Origin of the sequence: Streptomyces marokkonensis (genome assembly GCF_008312835.1) — a bacterium.
GTDB lineage: Bacteria > Actinomycetota > Actinomycetes > Streptomycetales > Streptomycetaceae > Streptomyces > Streptomyces marokkonensis_A.
Window position 1 is genome coordinate 81,732 of sequence record NZ_VSKS01000016.1, and the last position, 11,933, is coordinate 93,664.

The 11,933-nt window shown below is 72.8% G+C and carries 10 protein-coding genes and 2 pseudogenes; 6 read left to right on the plus strand and 6 right to left on the minus strand.

All coding sequences use genetic code 11. The features are described from left to right. Positions 1–213 precede the first annotated feature (213 nt). Positions 214–2,010, plus strand: coding sequence for an AMP-dependent synthetase/ligase (locus F1615_RS25005; protein WP_149551330.1), 1,797 nt, complete (start codon positions 214–216; stop codon positions 2,008–2,010). A gap of 105 nt (positions 2,011–2,115) precedes the next feature. Here F1615_RS25005 and F1615_RS25010 read toward each other — a convergent pair whose 3' ends face one another. After that, complete coding sequence (locus F1615_RS25010; RefSeq protein WP_149551331.1) at positions 2,116–3,258, minus strand: glycosyltransferase family 4 protein; 1,143 nt, start codon at positions 3,256–3,258, stop codon at positions 2,116–2,118. Positions 3,259–3,379: 121 nt separating this feature from the next. On the opposite strand from F1615_RS25010, the gene F1615_RS25015 reads away from it, so the two are divergent. Next, a complete protein-coding gene (locus F1615_RS25015) occupies positions 3,380–4,615 on the plus strand; it encodes a glycosyltransferase family 87 protein (protein WP_149551332.1) in 1,236 nt (411 codons plus the stop codon). A 178-nt stretch (positions 4,616–4,793) separates the two neighbouring features. Here the strand turns inward: F1615_RS25015 and F1615_RS25020 are convergent, their stop codons facing one another. The 5 genes from F1615_RS25020 to F1615_RS25040 form a co-directional block, all read right to left on the minus strand. After that, positions 4,794–5,984 carry a hypothetical protein gene (locus tag F1615_RS25020; RefSeq protein ID WP_167533849.1) on the minus strand — a complete coding sequence of 397 codons (1,191 nt, stop codon included), beginning with the start codon at positions 5,982–5,984 and terminating at the stop codon, positions 4,794–4,796. A gap of 33 nt (positions 5,985–6,017) precedes the next feature. Next, complete coding sequence (locus F1615_RS25025; protein WP_149551333.1) at positions 6,018–7,031, minus strand: C40 family peptidase; 1,014 nt, start codon at positions 7,029–7,031, stop codon at positions 6,018–6,020. Positions 7,032–7,225: 194 nt separating this feature from the next. Continuing rightward, on the minus strand, positions 7,226–8,266 hold the full coding sequence (locus F1615_RS25030) for a C40 family peptidase (protein WP_149551334.1): 1,041 nt from the start codon (positions 8,264–8,266) through the stop codon (positions 7,226–7,228). A gap of 231 nt (positions 8,267–8,497) precedes the next feature. After that, a complete protein-coding gene (locus F1615_RS25035; RefSeq protein ID WP_149551335.1) occupies positions 8,498–9,841 on the minus strand; it encodes an NYN domain-containing protein in 1,344 nt (447 codons plus the stop codon). 67 nt (positions 9,842–9,908) lie between these two features. Next, positions 9,909–10,148: a hypothetical protein gene (locus F1615_RS25040; RefSeq protein WP_004989130.1), complete on the minus strand. Its 240-nt coding sequence runs from the start codon at positions 10,146–10,148 to the stop codon at positions 9,909–9,911. A 157-nt stretch (positions 10,149–10,305) separates the two neighbouring features. On the opposite strand from F1615_RS25040, the gene F1615_RS25045 reads away from it, so the two are divergent. From F1615_RS25045 to F1615_RS25060, 4 genes and pseudogenes are all read left to right on the plus strand, one after another. Beyond that, the gene (locus tag F1615_RS25045; protein WP_149551336.1) at positions 10,306–11,040 is read left to right on the plus strand and encodes a rhomboid family intramembrane serine protease; all 735 of its coding nucleotides are present in this window, start codon (positions 10,306–10,308) and stop codon (positions 11,038–11,040) included. Further along, positions 11,037–11,318 (plus strand): Lrp/AsnC family transcriptional regulator, encoded by a 282-nt coding sequence (locus F1615_RS25050; RefSeq protein WP_037931200.1) that lies wholly within the window; start codon positions 11,037–11,039, stop codon positions 11,316–11,318. Before F1615_RS25045 ends, F1615_RS25050 begins: the two co-directional genes overlap by 4 nt. A gap of 84 nt (positions 11,319–11,402) precedes the next feature. Continuing rightward, positions 11,403–11,629 (plus strand): annotated as a pseudogene (locus F1615_RS36440) (small secreted hydrophilic protein); the annotation flags it as partial. Beyond that, positions 11,629–11,889 (plus strand): annotated as a pseudogene (locus F1615_RS25060) (glycerate kinase); the annotation flags it as partial. The pseudogenes F1615_RS36440 and F1615_RS25060, both read left to right, overlap by 1 nt. Positions 11,890–11,933 lie beyond the last annotated feature (44 nt).

Here is an 11,933-nt window from a genome sequence, read left to right on the forward strand (position 1 = left end):
CTACTGTGCGCAATGGAACACCAACCTGTGTGACGCAGCGAACATCTCGCCGGGACCCCCTGTCGTAGACGCCATACCGGCGGGTAACGTCCGGGCAGTCCAGTCGTGCTCGGGATTTCAACTTGTGAATTCGCGAGCACCCGCCCGAGCCTTGGACCGCACCGTCGCATCGCACAACGTCGTGGCGCCGGCGCCCTAAGAGGAGCAGCAGTCTTGCGCGAGTTCAGCCTTCCGGCTTTGTACGAGGTCCCCGCGGACGGCAATCTGACCGACATCGTCCGCAGAAACGCCGCGCAGCACCCCGACGTCGCCGTCATCGCCCGCAAGGTCGGCGGTACCTGGCAGGACGTGACGGCCACCACCTTCCTGGCGGAGGTGCGGGAGGCCGCCAAGGGCATGATCGCCGCCGGTGTGCAGCCCGGCGACCGGGTCGGCCTGATGTCCCGCACCCGGTACGAGTGGACGCTGCTGGACTTCGCGATCTGGAGCGCCGGCGCGGTCACCGTGCCGGTGTACGAGACCAGCTCGCCGGAGCAGGTGGCGTGGATCCTCGGCGACTCCGGCGCCACCGCCTGCTTCGTGGAGCTCGACGCCCACGCGGCGGCCGTGGAGTCGGTGCGCGACCGGCTGCCCGCGCTGAAGAACCTGTGGCAGATCGAGGCCGGCGGTCTCGAGGAGCTGGGCCGGCTCGGGCAGGGCGTCGGCGACGAGACCGTCGAGGAGCGCAGCTCGGTCGCGAAGGCGGACGACCCGGCCACCATCGTCTACACCTCCGGCACCACCGGCCGCCCCAAGGGCTGTGTGCTCACCCACCGCAGCTTCTTCGCCGAGTGCGGCAACATCGTGGAGCGGCTGCGTCCGCTGTTCCGCACCGGTGAGTGCTCGGTGCTGCTGTTCCTGCCGCTCGCTCACGTCTTCGGGCGGCTGGTGCAGATCGCGCCCATGATGGCGCCGATCAAGCTGGGGTGCGTGCCCGACATCAAGAACCTCACCGACGAGCTGGCCGCGTTCCGGCCGACGCTGATCCTCGGTGTGCCGCGGGTCTTCGAGAAGGTCTACAACTCGGCGCGGGCCAAGGCGCAGGCCGACGGCAAGGGGAAGATCTTCGACAAGGCGGCGGACACGGCGATCGCCTACAGCCAGGCGCTGGACACGCCGTCCGGGCCGTCGGTCGGTCTGAAGATCAAGCACAAGGTGTTCGACAAGCTGGTCTACGGCAAGCTGCGCGCGGTGCTGGGCGGGCGCGGCGAGTACGCCATCTCGGGCGGCGCCCCGCTGGGCGAGCGCCTGGGCCACTTCTTCCGCGGCATCGGCTTCAGCGTGCTGGAGGGCTACGGCCTGACCGAGTCCTGCGCGGCCACCGCGTTCAACCCGTGGGACCGGCAGAAGATCGGCACGGTCGGCCAGCCGCTGCCCGGCTCGGTCGTCCGGATAGCGGACGACGGGGAGGTGCTGCTGCACGGCGAGCACCTGTTCAAGGAGTACTGGAACAACCCGGGCGCCACCGCCGAGGCGCTCGCCGACGGCTGGTTCCACACCGGTGACATCGGCACGCTGGACGAGGACGGTTATCTGCGGATCACCGGCCGCAAGAAGGAGATCCTGGTGACGGCGGGCGGCAAGAACGTCGCCCCGGCGGTCATCGAGGACCGGATCCGGGCGCACGCGCTGGTCGCCGAGTGCATGGTGGTGGGTGACGGGCGGCCGTTCGTGGGTGCGCTGGTCACCATCGACGAGGAGTTCCTGGGCCGGTGGTGCGCCGAGCACGGCAAGCCGGCGGGGTCGACCGCGGCGTCACTGAGCGAGGATCCCGATCTGCTCGCGGCGGTCCAGTCGGCGGTGGACGACGGGAACGCCGCGGTGTCGAAGGCGGAGTCGGTGCGGAAGTTCCGCATTCTGCCGGCGCAGTTCACCGAGGAGTCGGGGCATCTGACTCCGTCGCTGAAGCTGAAGCGGAATGTCGTGGCGAAGGACTACGCGCACGAGATCGAGGCGATCTACGCGAAGTAGTCGGCGGTAGGACGCGGTTCGGGGTGCCACGTGAGCGCCCCGGGCGGGTGCGGGCCGGCTGTGGCTTGTCGCGCAGTTCCCCGCGCCCCTGTGGGGCGCGTTGTTCTACAGCAGGGTTCTCAAGTGTTCGGCGAGGAGGTCCCAGCGCCACTTCTCCTCGACCCATTCGCGGCCCCGCTGGCCCATCCTGCGGCGGAGTTCCTCGTCGGCGAGGAGGGTGGTGACGCGGTCGGCGGTCTGCTCGGGGGAGTTTCCGGGGACGACCCAGCCGGTCTCGCCGTCGAGGACCGCGTCGGGGGCGCCTCCGGAGGCGCCGGCGACCACCGGGAGGCCGGTCGCGGAGGCCTCCAGGTAGACGATGCCGAGCCCTTCGACGTCCAGTCCCCCGCGCCGGGTGCGGCAGGGCATCGCGAAGACGTCACCGGCGCCGTAGTGGGCGGGCAGCTCGGACCAGGGGACGGAGCCGGTGAAGCGGACGGCCGCGGACACACCGGTGTCCCGCGCGAGCCCGCGCAGGTCCTTCTCGTAGGGGCCGCCGCCGACGATCAGCAGCACGGCCTCCGGTTCGGCGGCCAGGATCGCGGGCATCGCCCGGATCAGCGTGTCCTGGCCCTTGCGCGGCACCAGCCGTGAGACGCACACGACCACCGGGCGGTCGGTCAGCCCGAGGCGCGCCCGCACCTCGTCGCCGCCCGAGCCGGAGTGGAAGGTCTTCTCGTCGACCCCGGGCGGGAGCTGCACCATCCGCGAGGCGGCCTCCGGGGTGAGCGCCGAGGCGATCCGGGAGCGCGTGTACTCGCCCAGGTAGGTGATCGTGTCCGTGGACTCCCCGATCCGGCGCAGCAGCTGCCGCGCGGCGGGCAGCTGGGCCCATCCGGCCTCGTGGCCGTGGGTGGTGGCCACGATCCGCTCCGCGCCCGCGCGGCGCAGTGCCGGTGCCATCAGGCCGAGCGGCGCCGCCGCCCCGAACCACACCGAGGTGCACCCGTGCTCGCGCAGCAGCCCGACCGCCCGCCGGGTGACGGCCGGGGTGGGCAGCAGCATCGTCGTACGGTCGCGCACGACGGTGAACGGCTGCTCGGCGTCGAAGGCGGCGGTCGCCTCGACGCCCTCCCGGGAGCGCTTCCAGGTGGAGGCGTAGACGACGAGGCGCTCGGGGTCGAGCCGTAGCGCCATGTTGTGCAGGAACGCCTGGATGCCGCCGGGCCGGGGCGGGAAGTCGTTGGTCACGATCAGGGTCTTGTGCATCGCCGCAGACCCTACCGAACGGCGTTCGCGTCCTTGGCCGCGGCGGTGCTCTGTGGCACACGCACCCGGGTCCGGGACATCATGGCCCCTCACGACGGAACACCGGACGGGCAGGAATCACGTGAAGACGAAGGCCGCTCGAGGGTCCCTCGCATGGCTCCTGGTCCTCTGGGGGCTGACGAGAGCGGCGTTGCTGCTGTGCGTGCTCAAGGTGATCGTCTTTCCGGGGCCGGACGTCACCAGTGACGTGTCGGTGATCTACCAGGGCTGGTACGACGTCCTGCGCACCGGAACGTTCCCGCGGGAGGACGTGACCTGGCAGTACCCGCCGGCCGCGGCGCTGGCGATCCTCTCCCCCGGCCTGCTGCCGTTCCTGGAGTACGCCACGGCGTTCTTCGTCCTGGCCCTGGTCGCCGACCTGGTCACGCTGGCGCTTCTGCTGCAGGGCGGCCGCGGTCCCGGCCGGGCGCGGCGCGGTGCCTGGGTGTGGGTGGCGGGTGTACCGCTGCTGGGGCCGACGGTGTACGCGCGGTACGACGTGATGGTGACCGCCGTGGCGGTGGGCGCCCTGCTGGCCGCCGCCCGGCACCCGCGGCTGATGGGGGCGCTGGCCGGCTTCGGGGCGCTGCTGAAGGTGTGGCCGGCGCTGCTGCTCCTCGGGATGCGCCGGCGCGGGGCGTGGGTGTCGGCGGCGGTGACCGGCGCCGGTGTGGCCGCGCTGTTCGCCGTACTGATGCCGGGGGCGTTCGCGTTCCTCGGCTTCCAGCGGGACCGGGGGACGGAGGTGGAGTCGCTGGGGGCGCTGGTCTTCCATGTGGCCCGGCACCACGGCTGGGAGGGCGAGGTGCTGCTCAACTACGGCTCGGTGGAGTTCCTCGGCCCGTACGTGACCTGGGTGAGCACGGGGGCGCTGTTCCTGACGGGGGCCGCGCTGGCCTGGCTGGTGCTGTGGCGGCTGCTGGCGCGTCGCTTCGAGCCGCACACGGTCGCGGACGCGGCGTTCGTGGCGGTGCTGATGTTCACCACGACGAGCCGGGTGATCAGTCCGCAGTACATGGTGTGGCTGGTGGGGCTGGCCGCCGTCTGCCTCTGTTTCCGCGGGAGCCGCATGCGGGTGCCGGTCGTGCTGGTGCTGGTGGCGTGCTTCGTGACGGTGCTGGAGTTCCCGTTGTGGTTCGCGCACGTCGTGGCGAGTGACGGGCTGGGGATCACGCTGCTGGTGCTGCGCAACGGGCTGCTGGTGGTGGCGACCCTGGTCGCGGCCCGGGTCCTGTGGTGCTCGACGGTGCCGGGGCGGCGGGAGGTCCCTGTGGTCACCGGTACCGCCCGTGCCGCGGAGACGCCGGTGTCCCACTGACGCGACGGGGCTCCCGGCGTCGGTGCGGGCCGGGGGGTGCTGCGCAGCCCGGCGCCGACGGGGTGCCTCCCCCGGAGGGGGCACCCCCAGCGCGCCCACTGCCGCCCTGGGGGTACCTCCCAGGCCCTTGAGGCACGAGGGGAGGCACGACTGCCCGCGGTCACGCGGTGGGGACGGCTCAGTGCAGGGTGGTTCTCACGTAGTCGCGCCACTGGAGGGTGAAGTCCTCCGGTGTGGTCCCCAGGACCCGCCGCATCGCGTCCTCGACCGCGCCGTCGCGGTCCTCGTGGGCGCCCACCGCGCGGTAGAACGCACCGAGGCGTTCCTCCCCCCACCGCTCGGCGATCAGGCGGCAGGCCAGCCAGCCGCTCTCGTACGCCCGCGCGAGCCCGTCCGCGTCACCGGAGAACCCGAAGTCCTCGTCGCCCGGCAGCGCGTCCGGCACCTCCCCCTGGCTCACCGCGCGGGCGAGCTCCGGTGCGGCCTCCGCGGGGGTGCGGTCGCCGCCGCGGTAGCCGACCCAGTCGGCGAACCCCTCGGACAGCCACAGCGGGGTCGCGGGGGAGGTGTGGGCGCGGGTCGCGACGTGGGTGGTCTCGTGGGTGAGGACGACCTGCCGGCCCTGGTCGCCGAGCAGGGCGAAGGCGTCCGGGTTGACGATGACCCGGTCCGCCGGCGCCCGCCCGTCCGTGCCGGTGGCGCCGGTGGTGACCGCCGCGATGCCCCGGTAGGAGGAGGCGGGCGAGCCCAGCAGGCCCGCCATGCCGTCCAGGGACTCCGGGACCAGGACGACGACCCGCCGGGGCCACTCGGGGCCCCAGGCGTCGGACACGGCGGGCACCGCGCGGTCGGCGAGCTCGGCGTAGTCCCGCAGCCTCCCGTCGGGCTGCCCGACGCCCAGCACGAGGCTGCGTTCGCCCCGGACGGCCCGTGCCGTGCCCTGGTCCCACAGTTGCTGGCCGGACCTGCGCGCGGGGCGGTCCGAGTCGACGGACCAGTGGCCGTCCCGGTCCCGGCTCAGGCGCAGGGAGCGGGCGGTGACGACCGGGGCCCGGTCGTGGCCCTCGACGCGGTAGCTGAGGTCGGCGGAGACGGTGGCGCTGTCGCCGGTGCGGTCGAGGGAGGTGACGCGGTAGGACCAGTCCGCGAGCGGTACCGCGCGCAGGTTGTCGAACCCGGCCCGGGTGCCGGTGCGGGCGTAGGCGGCGGCATCCCGGTCGAGGACCGCCTCCGCCCGCCGGTCGAGGAGCGACTGCACCTCCGCGCGGGCGCCGTCGACGGCCGTGCCGCCGCCGCACGAGACGAGGGAGACGAGCAGCAGACACAGCGCCACCACCGACGCTCCCGGTACCCGCCTTCGACCAGCCACCTTCCCGAGGGTACGGGCGCCGGGCCGTCCCGGTCAGACCCTGGTGACCGACGAGACCGGCATCATCCCGACCGGGTCGTAGCGCACGGGGGCGCCGGGGTAGGGCGCGTGGATCACCTGGCCGTTGCCCATGTACATCCCGACATGGGAGGCGTCGGAGCGGTAGAGGACCAGGTCACCGGGGCGTGCCTCGGAGAGCGGGACCTGCCGGCCGGCGTACCGCTGGGCCTGCGAGGTGCGCGGCAGGGCGACCCCGGCCTGGGCGTACGACCACTGGGTGAGTCCCGAGCAGTCGAAGCCGCCGGGGCCGTTGGCGCCCCACACGTAGGGCCTGCCGAGGGCGGAGCGGGCGGCGGCGACCGCGGCGGCCGCGCGGCCGGAGGCGGGTGTGCCGTGGGGGCCGGGCAGGTCCGCGCGGGCGGAGCGGGTGGCGCGGTCGTAGGCGGCGCGGTCGCCGGCCGGGAGGGAGTTGAGCAGCCGGCGGGCCTCGGCGAGCTTGCTCTCGACGGTCCGCTTGTGGGCGGCGACGGCCTTGCGGCTCTTCTCCAGCGCGCCGAGCCTGCCGGCCGCCTCCGCCCGGTCCTGGGCGAGGGAGCGCAGGACCGCCCGGAGCCTCTTCAGCTCACCGGCCTGGTGGACGGTGATGCGGTCGAGGACGGAGGCCTTCTCGAGGTAGTCCTCCGGGTCGTCGGAGAGCAGCAGGGCGAGGGCGGGCTCCAGGCCGCCGGAGCGGTACTGGGCCCCGGCGAGCGACCCCAGGGACTCGCGCATGGCGTTCACCCGCTGCTGTTTGCGGGCGATGCCGTCCTGCGCGGTGGCGATCTGCCGGCGCAGCCCGTCGGCGCGCTCGTCGGCCGCGTTGTACGCCTCGGTCGCCTTCTCCGCCTCCTGGTACAGGCGGTCCACCTCTGCCCGGGTGTCGTCGTGCGGAGTGGCCGCGGCCGGTACCGCGCCGAGGGCGGTGGCCGCTGCGGACAGCAGGCCGAGGGCGACGACGGCACTCCGGTCGGATCCGGAGGACGGTGCGGTACGGCGATGGGACCCCACGGGAAGCCGCGCTCCTTCCGCTGGCGGACAGGGAAACGCGGCAGACAGTAGCGTCGGCGGCGGCGGGCGGACCAACGGCCGGAGGGGGCACACACGGTGACGCCCCGCCTGTGACCTGCGTCGGAGGCGGGGCGTGGGACCGTCCGGCGCCGGTGCGATTCCCTCGAACGGGCGCACCGGACGCCGCGGAGGCGCTAGACGCGGACGCCGAACATGAACGGGCCGCCGATGGTGTTCATCGACTCGTAGCGCACGACGGTGCCGGGGCGCGGAGCGTGGATGATCTGGCCGTTGCCCGCGTAGAGGCCCACGTGGTGCAGGTCGTTGAAGAAGAAGACCAGGTCGCCGACCTTGAGCTGGCTCACCGAGTAGATCCTGGTGCCCGCGCCGGTCTGTGCCTCGGAGGTGCGCGGGATGCCGACACCGGCCTGCGCGTACGCCCAGGAGGTCAGGCCCGAGCAGTCGAAGGAGGACGGGCCGGTGGAGCCGTAGACGTAGGGGGACCCGAGCTTGCTCTGGGCGGCGGCGAAGGCCGCGGCGGCGCGCCCGGAACCGGGCGGGACGTTGACCGAGAGGGCGTCGCGCTCGCTGGTGCGGGTGGCGCGCTGCTGCTCCTCGGCGAGCTGCGCCTTCTCCGCGGCGGTGAGACTGTTGAGCAGCTTCTGCGCGGAGGCGAGCTTGCCCTGGACTTCCTTCTTCTTCTTGCCCAGTTCGGTGCGGGTGGAGGCGAGATCCTCGAGCTTCTCGGACGCCTCGGAGCGCTGCTGGGCGAGTTCGCGCTGCTTCTCCTGGATCTTCTTCAGCGCGTCGACCTGCTGGGTGCTCAACTGGTCGAGGGTGGACGCCTTGTCGAGGTAGTCGTCCGGGTCGGCGGAGAGGAAGAGCTGCAGGGAGGGGTCTATGCCGCCGCTGCGGTACTGGGCGCTGGCCATCGAACCGAGGCCGTCGCGCAGCTCGTTGAGCTCCTGCTGGCCCTTGGCGACGTTGTCCTGGATGGTGGAGATCTCCTTCTGGAGCTTCTCCTGCTTCTCCTTGGCGCCGTTGTACTTCTCGGTGGCCTGTTCCGCCTGCTCGTAGAGCTTGTCGACCTTGGCCTTGACCTCGTCCTTGCTCGGCTTCTCGCTCGGGGCGGCGTTGGCGGCCTGCGAGCTCATGACGACGGCAGCTGCGGCAGCGGTGGTGAGCACGGTCACACGTGCGCGGCTCGGCTGCTTGGGACGACGGTGGGACGCCACGGAGACGAGCTCCTTCTCGAGAGTGATCGCGCGAGCGCGGGTTCGAAGGCAGACCCTAGTGATTCTCTTGTGATCAGTTCAAATCCCCGGACACAAAATCTCCGTTACAGCGGGTTTATTGGGCCCCAATTCACCTGCAGTAACGCAGCTTTGACGCTACGTTGCGTGACGGTTCCGTCAATTCGGGCATAGATCCGTTACGTTGCACGGGGGACGGATCTGCATCAGATACTAGGAAAGCCTCTTGAGGAGAACTGCCGACGCGACGGGGCGTGCGCCGGCGCGGGCGACCCCGTCGGCGACCTCGCGGTCGGTGGAGGCGACGATGACCGGCCGCCCCGGCGGCTCGGCGCGCACCAGCTGGCGGATGAGTTCGTCGGCGGTGACGCCCGGCTTGGAGAACAGCACCCGCACTCCGCGCGGCGGCGCCAGCAGCACCGGCGCGGCCAGTTCGGCGCCGTCGAAGACACAGGTGACCTCGGCGCCGGTCTGCGCGGCGAGCTGGGCGAGCTGGCCCAGCAGGCGCAGGCGCTGCTTCTCCAGCGGCATCTGGGGATAGCCGGTCTTGGTGACGTTGTAGCCGTCGACGACCAGATGGGCCTGCGGCAGCGCGAGGAGCTGGTTCAGGATGGCCGGGTCGTCCTCGGACAGCGCGCGGGCGGCGATGTCCTTCGGGGTCATGCGCCCCGGTTCCACGGCGTCCACGGTCTCGGCGGGCCGGACGGACACGGGGGGCAGCGCCAGCTCGCGCCGGAGCCCCTGGGCCGCGTCGAGCACGGTGTCCAGCAGCAGCCGTACGCGCATGTCCTCGACGCTGCGGCCCTCGCGGGCGGCCCGGCGCGCGGCCTCCAGCGCGGCCTCGGTCTCCCCGAGCCGTGCCTTGAGGCGCCGGCTCTCGCTCTCGGCGGCCGACACCTGGGCGTGGCCCTCGGCGCGCACGGCGTCCATCTCTCCGCGCAGCTTGCGCAGGGCGGCCTCGCCGCGCTTGACGTCGCTGAGGGCGGAGCGCAGCTTGCGGTGGAGCGACTCGGTCTCCTTCTTCGCCGCGTCCAGCTCGGCGCGCAGCCGCTCGGTCTCGGCCCTGGTGAGCTCGCGGGCCCGGTCGAGCTCGGCGCGCAGCCGCTCCAGCTCGGCGCGGGTCTCCTCGTCGGCGCGCTCGGCGTCGGCGCGCTGGGCCTCCTCGCCGGCGGCGGTCACCAGCTTGACCCAGCCCACCTGGCGGAGCACGTAGGCCGCGGCCGCCACGTCGAGCGGGTCCGCGGCCGGGGGCGGGGAGCCGGAGTCAAGAGCGCCGGTCAGTTCCGGCTGGGCTTCTCTGAGCTTCTCCCCGATGCGCTGCCGGAACAGCGGATCGGTCTCCAGCGCCGCCGCCATGGCGTTGCCGGCGAACTTGGCGCGGCGGTTGGGGGCGAACCGGGCGTACTGCCTGAGCTGGGCGGGCAGCTCGGCGACCGTGAGGCCGCCGAAGCCGTCGGCGACGATCTGGACGACGCGGCGGCGCACTCCGTCGGGCAGCGGACGGTCGAGCACCTCGGCGGTGCCGTCCTGCGGCCCCCCGCCCGTGGTCTCCACCATCCGTCACACCCCAATGCCTGTGTGCGACCCCGCGTGCGGGGTCGCCGTCAGCGGGGCCCGCTCCGCTTCAGGAGCCGGCGCCCGGCCTGTCCACGAGTTCCACCTGGTCCACGGCGTTGCACCAGCGGCACCGCACCGACTCGATCGTCTCATCGAGCACCTCGCGCTCCTCGACCCTGGGCTCTCCGGCCAGGTCGAGGTGGACGTACTCGACGACCTTCGACGAGCGCGTCACGTCGAAGCGGGTGAGGTTGCCGCAGAGGGTGCAGCGCCACCGCGTCGAGGCGGTCGGCAGAGGAACCGTCATCGTGGCTGTTCGCCTTCCTTCCAGTGTCCGTGACGCACCGGGCTGCCCGGTGCGTGTGGCACGTAACCCTACGGCCTGGCGGGTGCCCGCCGCCCGCCCGTCCACGGCGGCGAGGCGGTCTGTGCGGTTGTGTCCGGTTACGTCATGCTCTGTACTCATGATCCGCAACTGGAGCGCGTCGGCCGCGGCGGCGATCCGGGGCACCTCCGCGCCGGTGACCCACACCCTCGTCGTGCTGTGCTGCCTGGTCTTCCTGATCGGACCGGCCTCGGGCCTCGTCCCGGCCGACGGATCCGGGGACGAGCCGCTCACCGGGCAGAGGGCCTACTTCCAACGCTGGGGCGTGATCCCCGCAGACCTGTTCGAAGGATCCCCCGGGGCCCTCCTGACCCCGGCCACGGCGCTGTTCGTGCACGGCGGCTGGGTGCATCTGCTCGGCAACATGCTGTTCCTCCACGTCTTCGGGGCGATGACCGAGGCACGGATGGGCCGGGTGCGGTTCACCCTGTGCTACGCCGGCTGCGGCTACCTGGCGCTGCTGGGGTACGCCGCCGCCAACGCGGGCTCCGAGCGCTCCCTGGTCGGTGCCTCCGGGGCGATCTCGGCGGTCCTCGGCGCGTTCCTCTTCCTGTTCCCCCGGGCGCGGGTCACCAGTCTCCTGCCGTTCCTGTTCTTCCTGCCGGTGCGCCTGCCGGCGTGGGTGGTGCTGCCGTTCTGGGCGGCGCTGCAGTGGGCGGCGGCGGGGCGGGCGGCCGACGGGCCGGGGGTGGCGTATCTGGCGCACCTGGTGGGGTTCGGGCTGGGCCTCGGCTGCGCGTGGGTGTGCTTCGGCAGGGCGACTACAGTGAAGTCCGCCCCTGCTCCGGCCCCCGAGGGAGAGAACCAGCCGTGATCACCGCGATCGTCCTCATCAAGACCAGCGTGGACCGGATCCCCGAGATCGCGGAGCAGATCGCCTCGCTGGACAGCGTCAGCGAGGTCTTCTCCGTGACCGGCACCTACGACCTGATCGCCATGGTCCGGGTCCGGGAGCACGAGGACCTGGCGGAGGTCATCCCCGGCCGGATCAGCAAGATCCCGGGCGTGGAGGGCACCGACACGCACGTGGCGTTCCGTACGTACTCGCAGCACGACCTGGAGGCGGCGTTCGCCATCGGCCTGGACAGCTGAGGCCGCGAGCGGCCCGGGGAAGATGAAGAGTTCTTCACCCGGGACTCATCCGGACCCTCCGGTGCGGGCCGCAGGATCGGGTCCATGGTCCTCACTCGCCGGATGGCGGCCCTGGCCGCCGTCGTGCTGATCCCGCTCGACGTCGCCGCGACCACTTTCGCGCTCGCCGACAGCCCCGCGCCGCCCAAGGTGCCGCGCCTCGGGTCGAACTGGACAGCGGCTCGCCCGCTCCGGCGCCCACCACCTCGTCCACGCGGCCCGGACCGGCGCCGAGCGACGAGGTCGTCTCCCGGCCTCCGGTGACCGACAGCTCACCCACCAGACACCGCGCGGCAAGGTCCCGGCGGAGGTGGCCCGCCGCGCCATGCTGTCCGGGCGGCCGGTGCCGGCCCTGGCGGGCACGCTCGGCGAGGGCGCGCACGAGGTGCCGGGCGTGGACGCCTGCCACGGCATCCTGCCCGCGCCGATGGCCCTGGCGGAGGCGCTGGTGCGCGGCGCCGAACTCCTCACCGACGCGACGGAACGCGCCCTGCGCATGATCGTCCTGGGCACACGGCTGCCCGTGCCGGCCCGCCGGTGGTTTCGCCCCCGCCGCCCCTTCCCGTCCCGAACCCG

Bases quoted from the DNA above. Each gene is read 5' to 3' on its own strand.
- F1615_RS25010 (WP_149551331.1), bottom strand. From the start codon at position 3,258: ATGCACAAGACCCTGATCGTGACCAACGACTTCCCGCCCCGGCCCGGC.
- F1615_RS25035 (WP_149551335.1), bottom strand. From the start codon at position 9,841: ATGGTGGAGACCACGGGCGGGGGGCCGCAGGACGGCACCGCCGAGGTG.
- F1615_RS25040 (WP_004989130.1), bottom strand. From the start codon at position 10,148: ATGACGGTTCCTCTGCCGACCGCCTCGACGCGGTGGCGCTGCACCCTC.
- F1615_RS25045 (WP_149551336.1), top strand. From the start codon at position 10,306: ATGATCCGCAACTGGAGCGCGTCGGCCGCGGCGGCGATCCGGGGCACC.